Raw genomic sequence first — 21192 nt, forward strand, 5'->3', positions numbered from 1 at the left:
CCTTTTTTTTGCGCGTTTGTTACCGGTTTGCAGGCAAAAAAAACCGCCGCAGGGCGCGACGGTGGGGAAAGTGAGTTCGCGTCATCCTGACGGCAAACTGTCGATGCGAGTTCAGGCATGTATCGACGGGGGCAGTATGCCAGCCAGAGCCCCTCAGACTATGTCAGCTTCGCGGTATTTTGTGACAAAGTGTGGCAAGCACTGTCGTGGCCCACGCTGCCGCTCTTTGCTATGCTGCCCTTTCAAAATATGAGGGGAGAGAAGATGAAGTACCCGGTCGATACCCACACTCACACCATTGCCAGCACCCATGCCTACAGCACCATCCACGACTATCTGCCGATAGCCAGGGCCAAGGGGATCAAGCTGTTTGCCACCACGGATCACGGGCCCGAGATGGCCGATGCCCCTCATGTCTGGCACTTTGCCAACTTGCCAATACTGCCAAGAGTGGTGGATGGGGTAGGGATCCTGCGGGGTATCGAGGCCAACATCAAAAACCTCGACGGGGAGATCGATTTTCCCGAGCGCTATGAGTCGCGCCTCGACATGATCATGGCGGGTTTTCATGAGCAGGTATTCCCTCCCTGCGATCAGGCAACCCATACTCAGGCGATGATCAACGCCATCAAGAGCGGTCGGGTCGACATGATCAGCCACCCGGGCAACCCTTCATTTCCCATCGACATTCAGGCGGTGGTCAAGGCGGCAGCTGACTATCGGGTAGCGCTGGAGATCAACAACTCCTCCTTCATTCATTCCCGCCCGGGGAGCGAAGGCAACTGCCGTGCCATAGTCGAAGCTGCGCGAGATCTGGGGGCCTATCTCACCTTCGGCTCCGATTCCCACGTGGCATTTACCCTTGGCGATTTTGACCACTGCCACCGTCTGGTGACCGAAGCGGGCTTCCCGCAAGAGCGGATCCTGGTGCGCTCCCCCCGCGCCCTGCTCGAATTTCTCGAAAGCCGCGGCCGGGCCCATATCCCCGAGTTTGCCGATCTGTAAATCGGGCTCTAACACCATGAGCCAACTCATAAAATCGAGCTAGCTCAATTGACTTGCCGGTCATTTTTTATGAATGTGGAGAGCAACAAGCCGGTATAGCTCAGTTGGTAGAGCAGCGCATTCGTAATGCGAAGGTCAGGAGTTCGATTCCCCTTATCGGCACCATATAAAACAAAGGGTTAGCTTCTTATCGAAGCTAACCCTTTGTGCTTTCTGGCTGGTGACCCTTCTCATCCCCCTCTTTTGCTATCGCAACCCCAAAGGGGAAGGGGCAGCGGTCCAACCCTCCCGGCAGGCGGCTACGCAGGTTTTGCTATTCCCCTCAGGGAACCTCGATGTCTGGCTTGGCTGGCTCCTTCTGCATGGATAGCACTCCAGTTTGCGACGGGGATTCCAGCTTGTCGATGCGCACCGCAGCTACCTTGAACTCGGGGATCTTGGCGTGGGGGTCGGTGGCATTGATGGTGAGCCGGTTGGCCGGGGCTTCGGCGAAGTGGAACGGGATAAAGACTACACCCGGCTGCATCCGCTTGGTGACGAAGGTGGGCAGTTCGATATGGCCACGGCGGCTGGTGACTTTCACCCGCTCGCTGTTGCTGATGCCCAACCGCTCGGCGTCCACCACGCTCATCATCACCCGCGGGCCTGCCAGCTTGTCGAGCCCCTTGGTCTTGCGGGTCATGGTGCCGGTGTGGAACTGCTCCAGCAGGCGGCCGGTGGTGAGCACGATGGGATAGGTCTCATCGGGCAGTTCGGCGGCATAGCGGAACGGGGTGGCGACCATCTCCCCCTTGCCACGGGTGAACTGCTTGCTATGGAGCAGGCGAGTGCCTTCGGGCGCCGCATCGTTGCTGGGCCACTGCAGCCCTTGCGCTCCCACCTTGTCCCACTGGATGCCGGCGTATTGCGGGGTGACTTGGCAGATCTCGGCGGTGATCTCCTTCGGGTGTTGATAGCGCCAGTCGCCACCCATGGCGTTGGCGATCTGCTGGATGATCCACCAATCCTCCCGCGCGTCGCCCGGTGCATTGAGGGCGGGGGAGATGCGCTGAACTCGCCGCTCGGTGTTGGTGAAGTGGCCGCTCTTCTCGGCAAAGGAGGATGAGGGGAGCACCACATCGGCGAGCTGGGCAGTTTCCGAGAGGAAGATATCCTGCACCACCAGAAACTCCAGCTGCTTGAGCCCTTCGATGACGTGGTGCTGATCCGGATCGCTCAGCACCGGGTTCTCTCCCATCACGTAGAGCCCCTTGATGCTGCCCGCGCAGGCGGCATCTATGGTCTCGGTGAGGGTAAGGCCGGGCGTACGCGGCAAGTCTGGCTGCTGCCAGGCTGCCACGAAGCGGGCATGCACCTCGGGGTTGGCCACCTTCTGATAGCCGGGCAGGCAGTTGGGCAGCGCCCCCATGTCACAGGCGCCCTGCACGTTGGATTGGCCCCGCAGCGGGTTGATGCCACCCCCTTCGATGCCGATGTTGCCGCATAGCAGTTGCAGGTTGGCGATGGCGCGCACGTTGTCGTGGCCGGTGGTGTGCTGGGTGATCCCCATCGAGTAGTAGACGGCGGTGTGTTCGGCGGTGCCGATAAGGCGCGCGAGCTCGATCACCTGCTCGGCCGGTACGCCGGTGACGAGGGCCACCTTGTCCGGTGCATAAGCGGGGGAGAGCACCTCCGCTTGCAGCGCTTCGAACCCTTCCACCCGATCGGCAATATAGGCCTTGTCGTGCCAGTTGTTCTGGATGATCTGCTGCATCAGGCCGTTGAGCAGCATCACGTCGGTGCCGGGGCGGTGGGCCAGATAGAGGCTGGCATGGTCCGCCATCTCGATCCGCTTCGGATCGGCCACTACCAGCCGCGCCTTGCCCATGGTGACGGCCCGCTTGATATGGGAGCCGATGATGGGGTGGGCCGCCGAGGTGTCGGAGCCGATGATGAAGATGAGATCCGAGTGATCAATGCTCGGGATGTCGTTGGTCATGGCGCCGCTGCCAAGTGACGCCTCCAGCCCGGTGACGGTGGAGGCGTGGCAGAGCCGCGCGCAGTGATCCACGTTGTTGGTGCCCAGCTCCCGGCGCATGAACTTCTGGAACAGGTAGTTCTCTTCGTTGGTGGTTTTGGCCGACGAAAAACCCGCCAGCGCATCGCTGCCATAGTGCTGGCGCAGTGCGGTGAAGCGCTCGGCCACCAGAGCGATGGCCTCCTGCCAGCTAGCGGGCACCAGTTCGCCATTTTTACGGACAAGCGGGGTGGTGAGGCGCTCCTCGCTCTGGATAAAGTCAAAGCCGAAGCGTCCCTTGACGCAGAGCAGCCCCTGGTTGACCGGTGAGTTGCGGTTCCCCTCCACATAGCGGATGCGGTTGCGCTCCTCATCGACGTAGAGGGTGACACCGCAGCCGACCCCGCAGTAGGTGCAGATGGTATTGACCGGCGTGAGCAGTTCGGTGCGCCCCTGCGACTTGTCGCGGGCATCCACCAGGGCCCCGGTGGGGCAGACCTGTACACAGGCACCGCACTGCACGCAGTGGGAGTCGCCCATCGAGAGTCCCGTGTCGAACTGTGGCCGGTTCGAGAGGGTGCCATCGCTGTTCTTGGCAAAGCGCAGCACCCCCTGCACCGCTTGCTCACCACAGGTCTGCACGCACTGGCCGCAGCCGATGCAGCGGTTGGCATCAAAGACGATAAATTCGCTGCTGTTATCCACTGCAAACTTCTGGCATTGACTGGTATCGAGAGCGCTCTGCTCGACCTTGTATTCGGTGGCGTAGTCGCGTAGCGCGCAATCGGTGTTGGCCTGACAGCCGCACTCGAGGCAGCGGCTGGCTTCGCTGCGGGCATCGGCATCACTCAGCCCGCGCTCCACCTCGGCAAAGCTGCCCTCGCGATCCTTCTCTGCCAGATGGGGCATGATGGTGCGGGCGACTTTTTTCAGGTGAGCAAACTGGGCGGGATCGACCTGCTTGAGTGTGGGTGCCTTGCAGGCGTTGAAGGGGCGAACCGGATCGACCATGTCACCGTGGAGGAACTGATCGATCGCCAGCGCGGCCTTGCGACCATCGGCAACCGCCTCGATGGCGGTTGCGGGCCCGCGGCGCAGATCGCCGATGGCGAACAGGTTGCCGTGGCCGCTGTGCATGGTCTCGGGGTGGGACTCCAGCGTCTGCCAGCGGGTGAAGGGGAGGGTGAGGGGCTCCCCTTCCATAAAGCTGAGATCCGGCTGCTGCGACACTGCCGCAATCACGGTATCAAACTCTTCAAGGAATAACTCGCCGGTGGGCTCCGGGCGGCGGCGACCGGAGGCGTCCGGCTCGCCGAGGGCCATCCTCTCGAGGCGCACCTGACAGACGCGACCACAGCTATCCGGCAGATTCTCTACCGGATTGGTGAGCATCAAAAAGCGCACCCCTTCGTGCTCCGCCTCGTCGATTTCGTAGGCTTCGGCGGGCATCTCGGCGCGGGTGCGGCGATAGATAAGGGTGGTTTCAGCCCCCAGCCTGACCGCCGTGCGGGCGCAGTCGATTGCGGTATTACCACCCCCGATCACAGCAACCCTCTTGCCGGTGGTGAGCCGCTTGGCCAGCATCCGATCCTTGAGGTAATCGACCCCGAGATAGCAACCGGCCAGGGTGCTGCCCGGGTAATCCATCGGCACCGCCTTGGAAGCGCCAACCGCCAGACAGACCGCATCATAGTCGCGGCACAGCGCCGAGAGGGTGAGCTGGTGGCCCAGTCGCTGCTTGGTGTGGATCCGCATGCCGCTTTGGCACATCAGGGCGATCTCCTGATCGAGGATCGCCTTGGGCAGCCGGTATTCGGGGATGCCGTAGCGCAGCCAGCCACCCGCTTCGGGCATCGCCTCGAACAGATCGACCTCGAACCCCTCGTAACCCAGATAGTAACCGCAGGTGAGGCCGCCCGGGCCGCTGCCGATAATGGCCACCCGCTTGCCCTTGGCGGGCTTCTTGGCTGGTTGATAGGGGGCAATCTCGGCCAGATCGCGATCGGCGGCATGGCGCTTGAGCTGACGAATAGCCAGCGGTTCATCCACCAGCGCGCGGCGGCACTCCGCCTCACAGAAAGCAGGGCAGACCCGGCCGATGGAGAGGGGCATTGGCAGGGTCTGCTTGATGACGGCCATCGCCGCTTCGTGATCCCCCATGGCGATATGGTGCAGATAGGATTGAATGTCCACCCCGGCCGGACAGGCGCGCTGGCAGGGGGCTTCGCAATCGGCGTAGTGATCTGCGAGGATGCGGCCGAGCGCCTGCTGGCGGTGGGTGCTCAGGTCCTCGCTTTTGGTCGTGATCACCATCCCTGCCTCGGGGCGCGTCTCGCAGGCGCGGCGGATGCCGAGACCGGCAATCTCTACCACGCAGAGATCGCAGGGTGTTTGGGGGCCGCTGGTGTTGTCACCGCACAGGGAGGGGATATCAGTCTGGTGCTGTTTGGCTATCTGGAGCAGGGTTCTGGTCGGGTCAACCGTCAACTGAGCCCCATCGAGGGTGATGGTGATCATGGCGTCATAAACTCGCTTTCAAGGCGCAGAAAATGCTGCATCTGGCGGAGCCAGCAGGGGAAGCGACAGGGAGGCCGCTTGCTATACGCTCACCATAACAAAGATTATTTACAACTTTATTTGATTTTAGACAGCTTATTGTTCAAAAGGGAAAACGATTTCAGGTTGCCTTGTCTACCTCATCGCCTCGGCGCATCGTTGAGAATCATTCCTGTTAAAGCAAGAGATTCATTGTCTTATTGTCAGTTTATGCGTCTGGTAGAAGAGAGGCTGCTCTCGCTAGCGGTAGGCGTGATCCGCCAGTAGCACCATTTGTGATGCAACTTATTTTGCATAAATGGTGGCTCTGATGAAGGCATGCGGCGCATGCAGAGCAAAGGGGGGGGCACTCGGTTGGATAAAAGGTTGGTGGATAGGGGGCGGGCATGCTGAGTGGCGAGCCCGACACAAAGAAAATGGCCACCTTTTCCAAGGCGGCCATTCACGCGGCCGATCGGCGCCCTGTTGGCCCAAAGGGTTGGTTGCGGAAGATCAGCCGGATATCAGGGTGGGCAGCCGGGCTTGCCAGATCTGGTGCCAGTGCTGCAGTTCGCTGCGCGGCATCGGGCGGGCGGTGAAGAAGCCCTGACAGATATCGCACCCCAGCTTGGCCAGCAGTTGCCAGGTCTGCACATCTTCCACCCCTTCGGCGACTGATTTCAGCCCCAGCTTGCGGGCCAGCTCGATGCTCGATTCGATAATGGCCAGACGGGAGGGGTCGGCATAGCAGCGATCGACAAACGAGCGATCAAGTTTGAGCTCGGTAAAGGGCAGCAGCGCCAGCTGCTGCATCGAGGAGTAGCCGGTGCCGAAGTCATCGATGGAGAGGCCAAAGCCGTGCATCCGCAGCCGGGTCAGCACCTCCAGTGCCTTGCCGATATCCTCGACAAACGAGCTTTCGGTCACCTCCAGGGTGATCAGCTCGGGATTGACGCCCCAACGCTGGCACTGGTTGATCAGGAAGTGGCAGAGATCCCCCTCGATCAGCGAGGTGGTGGAGAGATTCATCGACAGATTGAGGGAGAGACCGGTCTGGCCCCACAGATGGCAATCCTGCAGCGACTTGTTGATGATGACATCGGTCAGCTGATCGATAAGGCCGTTATTTTCCGCCAGCGGGATAAACATGCCGGGGGAGATCAGCCCATATTCCGGATGCTGCCAGCGGGCCAGCGCCTCCATCCCCACCCACTGGCCGGATGCAAAGCCGACCTTGGGTTGATACCATGGCAACAGCTGGTCGTTGTCGAGGGCGCGTTTGAGCTCGTCCACCGAGAGGACGAGGCCATCGTCCTTGCCCGAGGGGGCCGACTTGGGTGCCCAGGAGTCGATCAACTGGCGCAGCCGCTGCGGGCTGGAGGGTTTCTCGATGCGACCCAGCACATGGAGACCATAGGCCGCGCTCATCCGCAGCACGGCCTCCACCACGTCATCTTCCAGCGCACTGGAGAGGATGATGCCGCCCCGAAAGCCACCCAGCGAGAGGCGGCGCAGCAGCGCCATGCCATCCATGCCGGGCATCCGCAGATCGCAGAACAGGATGTCGACAGTGTGGCTCTGGCATAGCGCCAGGGCTTCGATGCCGTCTGCGGCCTCCAGCAGTTGCTGATAACCGAGCGCCCGGATCTGGTGCATCAGGGTCTTGCGTTGAAACCCATGATCCTCGACTACCATGATGACCAACTCGTCTGCCGTTCTACTCATCGAGCCACAATCCCATTTCACGTTCAATATTGTTCATCTGTTCTTCCACTCTCTGTGTCAGCAGCGCGAGCTCGCTCAACTGTTTGAGGCGGGCCGCCGATTCCAGTTGCGCCGCCTGCTCGGCCAGGGAGAGCTCCCCGACCATTCTGGCTGCCCCTTTGATGCGGTGGGCGATCTCCACCAGCTCCTGGCTATCATCGGAGGAGAGTGCGCTCATCATAGCGTGGCAATCTTTCCGGTTGGAGGCCAGATACTCCCTTGCCATGCTTTTGGCAATCTCTTCATCGCCAAACAGATCTTGCCAGCGACCGAGCATGTCGAGATTGATGGCCTGTCGTGCGGGCACTCTCTCTGTGATCGTAGTCGCGGGCAACCACCGCAGCAGCATCTGGCGCAGTGACTCCAGCGAATAGGGTTTGCACAGCATGTCGTTCATGCCGGCTGCCGCCATATTGGCTGCCGCCTCCTCCGAGGTATCGGCGGTGACGCCGATGATGGGGGCCTGCTCCCCTTGTTCCCGCAGGCGGCGTGTCAGGGTGTAGCCATCCATGTGCGGCATGTGGCAGTCGGTGATCAGCAGGGCGAAATTCCGGGTTTGCCAGGCGCGCAACGCCTTCTCGCCATCTTCCACTACCTCGCACTCCACTCCCAGAATCGCCAGTTGACGGGTCAGCAGGGCGCGATTGACCAGATGGTCATCGGCGACCAGCACCCGCCCGCCCAGTTTTTCGATGCTGGCGGCATGGGTGGTCACGGCTCGCCCGGTGATCAGCTCGCGGCAGCTTTCGAGCAACAGATCAGGATAGAGGGGGGATTGGCCGAGGCGCCACCAGTTCTCCGAGCCCATGCGTCCCCGCAACGCTTCGCGGGGGGAGAGGATGACCCCCTTGAGAGTGCCGGACTGCAGCAAGGTGTGCCAATCGCTCCCCAGGCTGGACTCCAGCGCGGCCTCTTCCGCCAACAGCAGGCCGTCGAGATCGGCGGTGAGCTGGTGGATATCGAGGGGGGTCAACTGGGCGCCGAGCCGTGCCATGGTGGCCTGCAAGGCGGCATCGCTACCCAGCCACCACCATTCGCTGCCCGCCAGTGCGGGTGGTTCCCACAGGACATTGAGCAGCGGGATACTGAAGCGGAAACAGGCTCCTTCACCGAGCTGGCTCTTGACCGTCAGGGTGCCGCCCATCTTCTTCACCAGCTGATCACAGATGGCCAGGCCCAGACCGGTGCCACCAAAGCGGCGATTGATATCGGATTCCACCTGCTCGAACGGGGTAAAGAGCTTCGCTTGCTTCTCTTCGGCGATGCCGATGCCGGTATCCGTCACCGCGATAACCAGCTGCTGGTCGTGACAGCTGACCTGGATCGAAATGGCGCCCTGCTCGGTGAACTTCACCGCATTGTTGAGCAGATTGGAAACCACCTGGCCCACTCTGACCGGATCGATATCGGCCAGGTCGGGGAGTTGATCCTCCCACTGGAGCGTGACCTTCAGCCCCTTGCTGTAGGCCAGTGCGGCATGGCCGCGGATCACATCGCACACCACAGGTTGCAGACGGCAGGATTGGCGATTGAGGTGCAGCTGACCCGCCTCGATTTTGGAAAAGTCGAGGATATCGTTGACCAGATAGAGCAGGTGGTTGGCCGAGCTCTCCACATTGCGCAGCAGATAGCGCTGGTCATCATTGAGCTCGCTCATGCGCAGCAGCTCCAGCATGCCGTGCATGCCCGAGATGGGGGTTCTCAGCTCATGGCTCATGGTGGCCAGAAAAAGGCTGCGCGCCTGCATCGCCTGCTCGGCCGCGGCGCGCGCCTCACGCAGCTCATGCTCCTGTTGCTTGATGGCGGTGATGTCCTGCACCACGCCGTTGAGCAGGCGATCATGGCCCTGTTGCGCCACAAAGTTGCCGCGGATCTGGATATAGCGCTCCCCCTGAACAGAGGGCACCAGCACCTCCATATCGAGCGGCTCAAGGGTTTGCGCATGTTTGGCCACCTTATCGATAAAGGTTGCCAACGCCTCGTCGTTCAAGCCGAGGATCACGCCGCCAGACTCGGCTGCCATCAACTCTTGGTGGGTCATCCCGAGAATGTCGCTGGCTCCTTGGGACAGATAGAGGAATTGCCCCTTGCCGGCCCCTTGCCAGAGATATTGATAAACCAGACCCGGCATGCTGTCGGTGATGTCCCGCAGCCTGCCCTCCACTTCCCGCACCTTGTTTTCGGCGGCCTTGAGGGCACTGACATCGGTCAATACCGTCAGCACCCCCTGAATCGCGCCGTCTGCTGCGCGATAGGGCAACTTGACGTAGACCACGTGAAGGGGAACATCCCCCTCGCGTTGGGTATAACCCGATCCTTCGAAGATATCGCCGGTTTCCCAGACCGCACGCTCCTCGCGCAGCATCTGTTGCCGCTCGTCCTCGGTCATATAGCCCCAGTGATCACCTTCTTCCCCATCACCGACAAACAGCTCGCGGTATGCCCGGTTGCTGAGGGTCAGGCGATGATCGCGATCCCGCAGCGCCACCATATTGGGTAGGGAGTCGAGCAGGGTCTGGATGAACACCAACTGTTCATTGAGCGTCTTCTCGGCCCGTTGTCGCTGCACGATCTCCCGTTTCAGGGTACGGTTCCAGGCCCAGAACAGGGCAAACAGCAGGGTGGCTGCCGCGCCGCCCATTGCGAACCAGAACAGCACTGTTTCGCTATTGATGCCGGTCTGCACGCTCATGGAGAGCCAGCGTCTCTCCACTTTATTGAGCTCCTCCGGCGGTATCGAATAGAGCACCTTGGTGAGGATCCGCTGCAGCATGGGATCTTTGCGCGTAGCCATGGCGACCGGCAGGCGCAAGTCTTTGCCGGCATAGACCACCTGATAGCGTTCGCTCACCCGCTTGTTGATGGATGGCAGGGTGACCATCACGTAGTCGGCATCGCCCGTGTCCAGCAGCTCCAGCAAGCGGTTGTCATTGTTGACCTCTACCGGATGGGCGCCGATGTGGGTCAGTAGATCTTTATCCAGCGAGCCATGCACCATGCCGACCCGTTTCCCTCGCAGCAGTGAGAGATCGGTGATATCGGTACTGCCTTTGGGGGCAATAACGACCCGATCGACAAACAGATAGCCGGGGGTGAACAGCGCAAACTGGCCGCGGTCGTGGTTGGGGGAGATGGCCGGAATAAAATCGATCTGCCGCAGCTTCAGCATATTCTGGGTTTCACCCCAGCTATTGGTGCGAACCAGAGAGAACTTCAGCCCGGAGACTTGCTGCATCAGCGCCATCAGGTCCGCCACATAACCGACCAGCCTGCCCCGGTAATTGAATTCGCTCATGGAGGTCCAGTCCGGAGAGACGCCGTAAGTCAGCTCAGGATGCTGGTTGAGCCACTCCTGCTCCTCAGGGGTAAACTGCACAGACTTCACCGCTCCTGAGTCCGCATGTTGGCTAGTCGTAGTGGCGGCCAGCATGTGACGACGATCTTCAACCGGTATCTCGTTGAATGCCTTGCTCACCAGGCTGACTAGTGCCGGGTCGCTCTTGTGCATATTGATGGAGAGAGACGTGCCGCTTACCCATTCCGGAGTGGCAATGGTGAAGCCAGCCTTGGGATGCTGATCTCTCACCATCACCAGTGACGGCATGTCGGCAAGATAGGCGTCAGCCATGCGCTTTTTGAGCATAAAGGCTGCTTCACTGCGACTCTCTGCCTCGGTCACACGGAGAAATCCCAGTTTTTTCAATTCACTGCAAGCATTGACTCCCGTGACACATACCCAGTGCAAACCATGGGCATCCTGTCGTGACAACTTCGTTTTGCCATTGTTGAGCAGCACGCCGCGCGGCATGGAGAGCAAAAACGGGAGGGAGACAATATTGGATCGCCATTGTTCGCTTGGCTGGTCGTTCACCAGCATGTCGATTGCGCCGTGGTCAAGCCCGGTCAGCGCATCCACGTAGGAGGGGTAAACCTTGAAGCGCAGGGTCAACCCGAGCGTTCTGGCAATCTGCTGCGCAATATCGGGGACTGGGCCGGTAAAGCGTTGATCTGCATCTTTATAGCTGTATGGAGGATCACCCATCATCGGCATGCCGATGACCAGCTCCTGGTGTGATGACAGCCAGGCGCGCTCAGACAGATCAAACTCGTCTTCATTCAGACTGGTAATGGCGTGCGCCGCCACGCCCCAGAGCAGTAGCAGGAGAAACAGGAAGAGACGATTACATTGACTGGGCATCACAAGAATCCAACAAAATTGGGGGCGTATTGTAAGTGCATTTAAAATGCAGCGGCCAACTTCAATTTACTCAATATTGGGCCACGACATGCCACTGTGCGGCTGTGAGTCCGGCTAGTACCGGGATGGCAACCTGATGATAAAGCCTGCGCGGTGATGCGCCTGATTTTTTTTGCCAAAGGCCAGTTCAAGGGGGATATTGGAAAAAATCCAACCAGTTTGATATCGGTAAACAACATGGACATGGACAAATAAAAAGGGCCACCTCTTGCGAGGTGGCCCTTTCCAAACGTTTGGTGGAGCTGGGGGGATTTGAACCCCCGTCCAAAATTACTACATCCTTGGCACTACATGCTTAGTCACTCTTTACATTCGCCAACCCGCTGCGGAGAGACACGCCACGAATTGACTAGCTCGATTGGTTTTAATGCTTCCGCCCCGAGCAGGACTTCCACACGATCCTGTGAAGGATGACCTTCCGATTCCCTAGGACACAGGCAAGCTAGGGTAGAAGGGCTCTATGCAGGTTATTAAGCTGCTAGTGCGTAGTTTTCGTCGTTTGCGACTATTTTTTTGCGGTTTATTAACGAGGCCTACCGCACCTCGGCATGCACCTTGGGTTTCGTGAATCTTGTCGAATCCAGAATCAGCCCCAAGTTGTTAATTGCGATTGTACGCAAAAATGCTGTCATAGCAAGGCGTTGATACCCATTCCCTCTGGCAGCCAGTCTGTTTGCCGATTTATTGTACGCAGCTGAGCCTGAAGAGCCAGCTGCGCCGGGGGAAGGTGAACTGGCGTTCTGATCCTGCCAGTAGTGGGTTAGCCGCGATGCTTGTTCTTCATGATGCGAGCTTTTTCCCGATCCCATTCGCGGGCCTTGGTATCTTCGCGCTTGTCGTGCTCTTTCTTGCCCTTCACCAGGCCGATCTCGACCTTGACCCAGCACTGTTTCCAGTAGAGGGCGAGGGGAACTATGGTGTAGCCCTGACGGGCGATCAGGCTTTCGAGCTTGTCGAGTTCACGACGGCTCAGCAGCAGTTTGCGGGTGCGGGTCGGGTCACATACCACGTGGCTGGAGGCCGCTTGCAGTGGCAGGAAGCTGGAGCCGAACAGATAGGCCTCGCCATCGCGGAAGATGACATAGGCTTCGCTGATGTTGGCCTTGCCCGCCCGCAGGGATTTGACTTCCCACCCTTGCAGGGACAGACCCGCTTCGATCTTCTCTTCGATGAAGTATTCGTGGCGCGCGGTTCTGTTGAGTGCAATGGTGCTGGACCCGGCTTTGTTTTTACTGTTTTTTTTGCTCATGACGGGCGATTTCCGGCAATGACTAGGAGGCTCGTATTATACGTAGGCAGGGGCGGCTGTAAAACGCGCAGCAGGTCAAGTGGTGGCTTTCTGAGCGGTTTGGCTTAGGTTTTACCTCCACAACCCCAAACATGGTGATAAAATCGCGCCGATTGGATGAGGAAAAGCCATGCCCCGAATTACGCGCAGTGCCCTGGTGATGTTCAGTGCAGAACAGATGTTCAAGTTGGTTAACGATGTGGATGCCTATCCGCAGTTTTTGCCCGGCTGTGTCGGCAGCCGTGTCCACGAGGCTGGCGATGACTACATGATGGCGTCGGTCGATGTGGCCAAGGCGGGGATTGCCAAGACCTTTACTACCCGCAATCAGCTGGATGTGAACCGTCAGATCAGGATGGAGCTGGTGGATGGCCCGTTCCGCAAGCTGGCGGGCTGGTGGACCTTTACCCCGCTCGATGTCGACGCCTGCAAGGTGGAGTTTGATCTCGATTTCGAGTTTACCTCCAAGCTTATCGAGGTGGCCTTTGGTCAGGTATTCCGCGATCTGGTGAGCTCCATGGTCTCCGCCTTCTCCAACCGGGCGAAGGAGGTATACGGTGTCTGACCAGCTCAATATCGAGGTTGTCTATGCCTTGCCGCAGCAGCAGACGGTGATTGCCCTGCGGGTGGCGCCCGAGACCTGCGTGCTGGCGGCCATCGAGCAGTCCGGCATCGTACAAAAACACCCCGAGATCGATCTGGCGGTCAACAAGTTCGGTATCTACAGCCGCCCGGTGAAAGGGAGCGAACCGCTGCACGACGGGGATCGTATCGAGATCTACCGCCCGCTCATCGCCGATCCCCGCGAGATGCGCAAAAAGCGCGCCGAGAAGGCCAAAGAGGAGGGGAGAGCCGATAGCGTGACCGGTGGTCGCCCCGATGTGCATCGCAAGCACCGCGAGTAGCGCTCAGGTTTTTCTTGCAGAAAAAAGGCGCCGAGGCGCCTTTTTTTGATCCCGTTAGCCGGTGAGCTGGCCGAGGGGATATCAAGAGAGGGCTGCTTCTGCCACACCCAGTCGTGCACGGGCCCAAGCGGCCAGTAGCTCTACCCCGCTTTGCATCACCCGCTCATCGAAATCGAATTCGTTGTGATGGTGCGGCGCCGCCAGATCGGCCCCCAGGATGAGGTAAGCCGCTTCGCCCCCCTGCTTTTGCACCCGCTCCATCAGAAAACCGGCATCTTCGCTGGCGCCAAAGCGGCGCGTCTGGATGGTGGCGAGCCCCTGCTTGCGGGCCAGCGCCGCCAGCTCGGCCTGCAGTGCCGGGCTGTTGTCGAGGGCAATGGCCTCACCCTGCTTGATGATGCGATAGGTGACACCGTGGGCGAGGGCAGTCCCTTCGACGATGCGTTGTACCTGACTGAACATGTAGTCGTTGAGCGTGCTATCGGCGCCGCGGGTTTCACCGCGCAGCTCGGCATGATCGGGGATGACGTTGCGGCCGCTGCCAGCGTGAAGCTGGCCGACGTTGATGCGGGTCATGCCGTCGCGGTGACGGGGAATGCCGAGCATGGCGGTGGTGGCCATGCAGGCGGCGGCCAGCGCATTGCTGCCGGCGTTGGGTTCGAGCCCCGCGTGGGCGGCGGTGCCCATAAAGTGGACGTCGAACTTGGTGGAGCAGAGAAACTCGGTGGGGTTGATCACCAGCTCGCCGCTGCCAGCGTGAATGCCGATATGGAGCGAGAGCAGGGCATCCACGTCATCGAGTGCACCACCGGCAGCCAGCGCCTTGCCACCGCGACACCCCTCTTCGGCGGGTTGGAAGAAGAGCTTGATGCGACCGCACAGCTGCTCCTTGAACGCCATCAGGCTGCTGGCCAGCCCCATGCCGATGGCGGTGTGGCCATCGTGAGCGCAGGCGTGCATCCACCCCTTGTTGTGGGAGGCAAAACCCTCCTGCTGCGGTTGGTGTTGTTCAGCATCGGACTCTTCCACCTCCACCGCGTCGATATCGAAGCGAAAGGCCAGGGTCGGACCGGGACGGCCGGTATCCAGCTCTCCCATCAGGCCAGTGACATCGCCGATCCGCTCCAGCCAGTCGGGATGGGCTCCCTGACGGCGGGCACGGGCCTTCTCGGCCGCCACATCCACATCACGGCCCATCATCAGATTGCTGGCCAGCAGTTTGTCGCCAAGCACAATGCGATAACCGAGCTCGCTCAGGTGGTGGGCAATCAGGCTGGTGGTGCGAAACTCTTTCCAGGCCGCTTCCGGCAGGCGGTGCAGGTCGCGGCGCCACAGGATCAGGTGCTCAAGGGTCATCTTGGCTTCCTTGGTGATTCGATTTGTCGGCTATTGTGCCTTTTTTCCCGGCTGACCACACGGGGGCTGCAGCTGGTCGGGGGAGCTGTGCGTGCTAGTGGTGGCTGTTCGGGCCGTGAATAGTGGTGAGCGCCCATAAAAAACGCCTCCACAAGGGAGGCGTTGTCGATAGCTGGTTATCAGGCCGCGTGATGGTAAGCGGAGGCTTCAAACAGCTTCTTGTTGGCCACCAGATCGATGGGGTCAAAATCATCGACGTTGATGGTGCGCAGGCGACTCACTTCGGCGCGGCGCAGCAGCTCGGCTTCGCTCTGGGTCAGTACGCCAGCGGCCAGACCCATGTCGGCCACCTTGTCCAGTGCCATGAAGGGGCGCTTGATGCCATCGCTCTTGCAGACTTTCTCGAACAGTGGCTCGGCGGCCAGTACGTCATCGAGCGCCTGCTCCAGCAGACCGAAGGGGTTGCCCTCTTCGCGAGTCAGGTATTGGCCCTTGGCCAGGCGGCTGCGGGTCTCGCTCGGGGTTTGCAGCAGACGGGCAACCTGTTGGTCCAGCTTGTCGCACGGACGGTTCAGGTCACGACCCAGCGGCAGCACCACGGCACGCAGGGCAAGGCCAATCCAGCGGTTCGGGAAGTTGCGCAGCAGCTCGTCGATCGCCTCTTGTGCCTTGAACATGGCATCTTGCAGTGCCCAGTGCAGCAGCGGCAGGTCGGCCTGCTGGCGTCCCTCGTCCTGATAGCGCTTGAGGGCGCTGGAGGCCAGATAGAGCTGGCTCAGCACGTCGCCAAGGCGGGCGGAGACCCGCTCCTTGCGCTTGAGCTCGCCACCCAGGGTGCCCATCGCCATGTCTGACAGGAACGCCAGGTTGGCCGAGAGGCGGGAGAGTTGCTGGTAGTAGCCCTTGGTCTGATCCTTGTAAGGGGCCGCGGCAAAGCGGGCGCCGGTGATACCGAGCCAGAAGCTGCGCACCAGGTTGCTGATGGCAAAGCCGACGTGGCTGAATACCGCCTTGTCGAAATCTTTCAGCGCCTGCTCTTTATCCGGGTGGCTGGCAGCCAGCATCTCCGGCAGTACATACGGGTGGCAGCGGATAGCGCCTTGACCGTAGATGATCATGCTGCGGGTCAGGATGTTGGCCCCTTCTACCGTAACGGCGATGGGGGCACCCTGATAGCCACGGGCCAGATAGTTGTTGGGGCCCATGCAGATGGCTTTGCCGCCGTGGATGTCCATGGCATCGATGATGCACTTCTGGGCACGGTCGGTGAGGTGGTATTTGACGATGGCGGAGATGACCGAGGGCTTCTCGCCAAGGTCGATGCCGGTCACGGTCAGGTTGGCTGCGGCGCCCATGATGTAGGCGTTGCCACCGATGCGGGCCAGCGGTTCTTCAATCCCTTCCATCTTGCCGATGGGCAGCTTGAACTGGCGACGGATGCGGCTATAGGCGCCGCTTGCCAGGGCCAGCATCTTGACGCCACCTGTGCTGTTGGAGGGTAAGGTGATGCCGCGACCGACTGACAGACACTCGACCAGCATGCGCCAGCCCTGACCAGCCATGGCTGGGCCACCGATGATGAAATCGAGCGGGACGAACACATCCTTGCCCTGGGTCGGGCCGTTCTGGAACGGCACGTTGAGCGGGAAGTGGCGACGTCCAATGCCGACTCCCTTGATGTGAGTGGGAATGAGGGCGCAGGTGATACCGAGCTCTTCCTCTTCACCCAGCAGGTGTTCCGGATCACGCAGTTTGAAGGCCAGACCCAGCACGGTAGCAATGGGGGCGAGCGTGATATAACGCTTGTTCCAGGTGAGGCGCATACCTAGCACCTCTTTCCCTTCCCACTCGCCTTTGCAGACGATACCGAAGTCGGGGATGGAACCTGCGTCAGAACCCGCTTCCGGGCTGGTCAGGGCGAAGCAGGGGATCTCTTTACCTACCGCCAGGCGGGGCAGGTAGTAATCCTTCTGCTCGTCAGTGCCATAGTGTTGCAGCAGTTCGCCCGGGCCCAGCGAGTTGGGTACGCCAACGGTGGAGGCGAGCACGGCGCTGGCACCGCACAGCTTTTGCAGGACACAGGACTGGGCGTAGGCCGAGAACTCTAGACCGCCATATTTCTTCTTGATGATCATGGCGAAGAACTTGTTGTCCTTCAGGTATTGCCACACCTCGGGGGAGAGGTCCGCGCGCTCGTGGGTCACTTCCCAGTCGCTCACCATGCGGCACACTTCCTCGACCGGACCATCCATAAAGGCCTGTTCTTCGGCAGAGAGGGCGCTTACAGGGATGGCGTGCAGCTTTTTCCAGTCCGGGTTGCCCGCGAACAGATCGGCTTCCCACCAGGTGGTGCCCGCTTCAATCGCCTCTTTCTCGGTGCGGGACATCTCCGGCATGATCGATTTGTAGATCTTGAACAGCGGCTTGGTTATTTGATTGCGGCGAAATTCCACCAGATTGAGCGGGATGGCGATCACCGCGAACAGCGCCCATACCAGCAAGGGCACATGACCATAGAGGGCGCCAAGCACCAGGGCGGCGCCGGTGACCAGGGTGGAGATGAACAGGGATGCCCGGCGATAGGCCAGGGCTCCGATAACCAGGATCACCCCGAGCAGAGTGAGGGTCGTCGTCATTGCTTGCTCCTTGCGTGAAAGATTGCCAACGTGGTGTAACTGATCCAGAGGTCTGACCTGTTGGATATGGCCCCTGTTGTAATTCATACGCACAAAGTTATCAAGCTGTTTACATCTTCATTACCTTCTCTCTGTGATCCCCATAACGCTCACGCGCCGCCAGCGCTGTGGCTCGCAGGGGGGCGACTGTGCGATTCGCTTGTGCGAGAATAGCCGCGATCTACACGCACACTAAAAACAGTGGAAGAGACATCATGTACCAAGAATTGATCCGCAATGAACTGACCGAAGCTGCCAGCGTGCTGCAGGCCTTCCTGGCTGATGAGCAGAACCTGAAAAACATCGAAGCGGCCGCCAAACTGCTGGCTGACTCTTTCAAGGAAGAGGGCAAGGTGCTCTCCTGTGGCAACGGTGGCTCCCACTGTGACGCCATGCACTTTGCCGAAGAGCTGACCGGTCGTTACCGCGAGAACCGCCCGGGTTATGCCGGTATCGCCATCTCCGATCCGAGCCACCTCTCCTGCGTCTCCAACGACTTTGGCTATGACTATGTCTTCTCCCGTTACGTTGAAGCTGTTGGCCGTCGTGGCGACGTGCTGCTTGGCATCTCCACCAGCGGCAACTCCGGCAATATCCTGAAAGCCATCGAGGCTGCCCGCGCCAAAGGGATGAAAGTGATCGCCCTGACCGGCAAGGATGGCGGCAAGATGGCGGGTCTGGCGGATGTCGAGATCCGCGTGCCGCACTTTGGCTATGCCGACCGTATTCAGGAAGTGCACATCAAGGTGATCCACATCCTGATCCAGCTGGTCGAAAAAGAGATGGTCAAGTAATCAGGCCATAACTACCAGATAAGGGCTGCGCCGGTAGCATGGTTCGCCATCTGCCGGTTGTTGCCAGTCACAGGGGAAGGGATTGCGCCTTCCCCTGTTGTCTGTCGAACCAGCGTGCTGGTCGAACATGACACAAGCCAAATCATGAAAGGAGTCTGCCGGATATGTGCGAACTGCTCGGCATGAGTGCCAATGTGCCGACCGATATCTGCTTCAGCTTTACCGGGTTGATGCTGCGCGGCGGCAAGACCGGGCCCCACAAGGATGGCTGGGGGATCACCTTCTACGAGGGGAAGGGCTTTCGCACCTTCAAGGATCCCGAGCCCAGCGCCCAATCTCCCATCGCCAGACTGGTACAGGCGCTGCCCATCAAGAGCTGCGCCGTGGTCAGCCACATTCGGCAGGCCAACCGTGGCTGCGTGTCACTGGAAAATACCCACCCCTTTACCCGTGAGCTGTGGGGCCGTTACTGGACTTTCGCCCACAACGGTCAGCTGACCGGTTACAAGAAGCTGCCAACCGGTCGCCACCGGCCGGTGGGGGATACCGACAGCGAGCACGCCTTCTGCTGGCTGCTCGATCGGCTGGAGCAAAAATATCCCAAGCGTCCTGCCAACTTTCCCGCCATGTTTCGCTATCTCGCCACCCTGTGTGACGAGCTCAGAGCATTCGGGGTGTTCAACATGCTGCTCTCGGACGGGGAGTATGTGATGAGCTACTGCAGCAACAACCTGCACTGGCTGACTCGCTGTGCGCCGTTTGGCGAGGCGAGCCTGCTGGATGAGGAGGTGGTGATCGACTTTCAAAGGGAGACCACCCCCAACGATGTGGTGACCCTGATCACCACCCGTCCGCTGACCGGCAATGAGAATTGGGTCAAAATGGCGCCCGGCGAATTCAATCTGTTTCGCATGGGGGAGCGGGTGGCGACCAACCAGGTCGCGCTTGAGCAAGATAAAAAAATACCAGGGTAGATACCTACCCTGGTTCTTCGCAGCAGCCATAAAAGGCAAAAGGGATGAGAGGTGTTGCTGAGCATCATCACTCTGACGGCATTGAGTGTTGATCAATTGTTAATTTGTGGCAATCAAGTTGTTGTGTTGAGGGGCGTTTCAGCATCGCTATTTCGATACTGATCACATTTTTTGCCACTTTATTCCCTGAGTCATCCAATCGGGTGCTTCATCACTGCCTGGTCATGAGCCACGACATCGAAAACTATCTATAGTATGGTCTGTTTGAATACCGTTCTGGAGGAGCCTCGCATGGAGTGGGTGGATCGCAAGGTGTTGCAGCAGCTGGCAGAGGATATCGGTCCGGATATGCTGCCCGTGGTCATCGCAGTCTTTATTGAAGAGGTGGGCGAGCAGCTGAGTCAGCTCAGACCCCTCTATGAGCAGGGGGAGTGGGAGGCGTTGGCTCGGGTGGCGCACAGCATGAAATCATCCTGTGGCAGCTATGGCGCCATGCCGAGTTATCAGCAGGTGATGGCGCTGGAGATGGCCAGCAAGCAGGCCGATGTGGCCGAGGCAGAGCGCCAATTGCAACTGCTGGAGGCCTCCTTGCCCCAGGTGCTCGCGTTTCTTGCCGATTATCAGTAACGGCGCCATGCAGGGATGCCGGGGCGCCGTGACCGTAGCCTAACGCTGGTTGAGCAGTTGCTGGATGATCCGGTCCAGCGCCAGTTTCAGCTTCAACCGATCGTGCCGATGGGGCAGCTCAAGCTCGCCCAGCTCGGCTTCGATCACTCGCCCTTGCCAGTCCCCCGCATCACCCGCGCCTTGTGGGGCCAGGATGGCATCCAGCCGACCCTGACCGACCCGGGATTCCAGCCAGCGACATTGACTCATCAGATCCAGCTGACTGGCAGGGCCGTTTTCCGTCACCAGATTGCAGACGAAAACCAGCATGGCGCTGCTCTCGTTGATGGCCTGGGCGATCTCGGCCAGCAGCAATGGCGGCATGATGGAGGTGAGGAAACTGCCCGGCCCCAGAATGATCATGTCCGCCTGCTGCAATGCCAGCACCGCTTCCCGGGTCGCTTGCACTTCCGGCATCAGGCCGAGGGAGAGAGGCGGTGTTGCCAGTTGATCGATGGATACCTCTCCCAGGATCTGGGTGCCACACTCCATATGGGCGCAGAGATCGGTGGGAAATTCAGACATGGGTAGCAATTGTGACTCGATTTTGAGCATGTCACTGATCAGCTTGATAGCATCAAGAGGACGGACACAGAGATTATCGAGCGCCAGCAGCATCAGGTTGCCAAGGTTGTGGCCCGCCAGCTCGCCTTTGCCGGCGAAGCGGTATTCGAACAACAGGCTGCCGATACTGGGATCGGTCACCAGCTGGTTCAGGCAGTTGCGCAGATCGCCCCAGGCGATGCACTCCTGACTCTTGCGCAGGCGTCCGGTCGAGCCGCCATCATCTGTGGTGGTGACGATGCCGGTGAGCCGTTGACCGAGAAACGAGAGGGACGAAAGCACTCGTCCCATGCCATGGCCACCACCGATGGCAACGACCCGATCGAAGTCATTGATGTTTTTTTGCCACATATGGGCGTCCTGTCATTGGTCTCAGTTGACCGCTATGTTAGCAAGCGAAGCGAGATAATTG

At 59.8% G+C, this 21192-nt stretch carries 13 protein-coding genes, 1 tRNA gene and 1 other RNA gene; 7 read left to right on the forward strand and 8 right to left on the reverse strand.

What is annotated here, in order from left to right; all coding sequences use genetic code 11:
* Window positions 1–264: 264 nt before the first annotated feature.
* Window positions 265–1005 carry a phosphatase gene (locus BN1139_RS08150; protein ID WP_005353544.1) on the forward strand — a complete coding sequence of 247 codons (741 nt, stop codon included), beginning with the start codon at window positions 265–267 and terminating at the stop codon, window positions 1003–1005.
* An 89-nt stretch (window positions 1006–1094) separates the two neighbouring features.
* Window positions 1095–1170 (forward strand) — tRNA-Thr (locus BN1139_RS08155).
* A 157-nt stretch (window positions 1171–1327) separates the two neighbouring features.
* Here the strand turns inward: BN1139_RS08155 and fdhF are convergent.
* From fdhF to smpB, 5 genes are all read right to left on the reverse strand, one after another.
* Entirely contained in the window at window positions 1328–5518 is a 4191-nt protein-coding gene (fdhF, locus tag BN1139_RS08160; RefSeq protein ID WP_005353542.1) for a formate dehydrogenase subunit alpha, read from the reverse strand.
* Window positions 5519–6049: 531 nt separating this feature from the next.
* Window positions 6050–7261 (reverse strand): EAL domain-containing response regulator, encoded by a 1212-nt coding sequence (locus BN1139_RS08165; RefSeq protein WP_005353540.1) that lies wholly within the window; start codon window positions 7259–7261, stop codon window positions 6050–6052.
* The gene (locus BN1139_RS08170; RefSeq protein ID WP_005353538.1) at window positions 7254–11498 is read right to left on the reverse strand and encodes an ATP-binding protein; all 4245 of its coding nucleotides are present in this window, start codon (window positions 11496–11498) and stop codon (window positions 7254–7256) included. Before BN1139_RS08170 ends, BN1139_RS08165 begins: the two co-directional genes overlap by 8 nt.
* A gap of 294 nt (window positions 11499–11792) precedes the next feature.
* Window positions 11793–12152: a transfer-messenger RNA gene (gene ssrA / locus BN1139_RS20920) on the reverse strand.
* 166 nt (window positions 12153–12318) lie between these two features.
* Window positions 12319–12807, reverse strand: a complete 489-nt coding sequence (gene smpB / locus BN1139_RS08175) for an SsrA-binding protein SmpB (RefSeq protein ID WP_005334498.1) — start codon at window positions 12805–12807, stop codon at window positions 12319–12321.
* 169 nt (window positions 12808–12976) lie between these two features.
* On the opposite strand from smpB, the gene BN1139_RS08180 reads away from it, so the two are divergent.
* Together BN1139_RS08180 and BN1139_RS08185 are read left to right on the forward strand one after the other, a co-directional pair.
* Entirely contained in the window at window positions 12977–13411 is a 435-nt protein-coding gene (locus tag BN1139_RS08180) for an SRPBCC family protein (protein WP_005334496.1), read from the forward strand.
* Entirely contained in the window at window positions 13404–13751 is a 348-nt protein-coding gene (locus tag BN1139_RS08185) for an RnfH family protein (RefSeq protein WP_005353535.1), read from the forward strand. The genes BN1139_RS08180 and BN1139_RS08185 overlap by 8 nt, the downstream gene beginning before the upstream one ends.
* Before the next feature lie 81 nt (window positions 13752–13832).
* Here BN1139_RS08185 and BN1139_RS08190 read toward each other — a convergent pair whose 3' ends face one another.
* Both BN1139_RS08190 and fadE read right to left on the reverse strand, forming a co-directional pair.
* On the reverse strand, window positions 13833–15107 hold the full coding sequence (locus BN1139_RS08190) for an amidohydrolase (protein WP_005353533.1): 1275 nt from the start codon (window positions 15105–15107) through the stop codon (window positions 13833–13835).
* 179 nt (window positions 15108–15286) lie between these two features.
* Complete coding sequence (fadE, locus tag BN1139_RS08195) at window positions 15287–17743, reverse strand: acyl-CoA dehydrogenase FadE (RefSeq protein ID WP_005353519.1); 2457 nt, start codon at window positions 17741–17743, stop codon at window positions 15287–15289.
* A 254-nt stretch (window positions 17744–17997) separates the two neighbouring features.
* Between fadE and lpcA the strand changes: the two genes are divergently transcribed.
* The 3 genes from lpcA to BN1139_RS08210 all read left to right on the forward strand — a co-directional run bounded on the left by lpcA (window position 17998) and on the right by BN1139_RS08210 (window position 20177).
* On the forward strand, window positions 17998–18576 hold the full coding sequence (gene lpcA / locus BN1139_RS08200) for a D-sedoheptulose 7-phosphate isomerase (RefSeq protein WP_005353517.1): 579 nt from the start codon (window positions 17998–18000) through the stop codon (window positions 18574–18576).
* Between the two features lie 164 nt (window positions 18577–18740).
* Window positions 18741–19550 (forward strand): class II glutamine amidotransferase, encoded by an 810-nt coding sequence (locus BN1139_RS08205; RefSeq protein ID WP_005353514.1) that lies wholly within the window; start codon window positions 18741–18743, stop codon window positions 19548–19550.
* A gap of 291 nt (window positions 19551–19841) precedes the next feature.
* Window positions 19842–20177, forward strand: a complete 336-nt coding sequence (locus tag BN1139_RS08210) for an Hpt domain-containing protein (protein ID WP_005353511.1) — start codon at window positions 19842–19844, stop codon at window positions 20175–20177.
* Between the two features lie 39 nt (window positions 20178–20216).
* Here BN1139_RS08210 and BN1139_RS08215 read toward each other — a convergent pair whose 3' ends face one another.
* Window positions 20217–21131 carry a gluconeogenesis factor YvcK family protein gene (locus BN1139_RS08215; protein ID WP_005353509.1) on the reverse strand — a complete coding sequence of 305 codons (915 nt, stop codon included), beginning with the start codon at window positions 21129–21131 and terminating at the stop codon, window positions 20217–20219.
* Window positions 21132–21192: the final 61 nt, after the last annotated feature.

The organism is Aeromonas veronii bv. veronii, assembly GCF_000820225.1.
Classification (GTDB): domain Bacteria; phylum Pseudomonadota; class Gammaproteobacteria; order Enterobacterales; family Aeromonadaceae; genus Aeromonas; species Aeromonas veronii.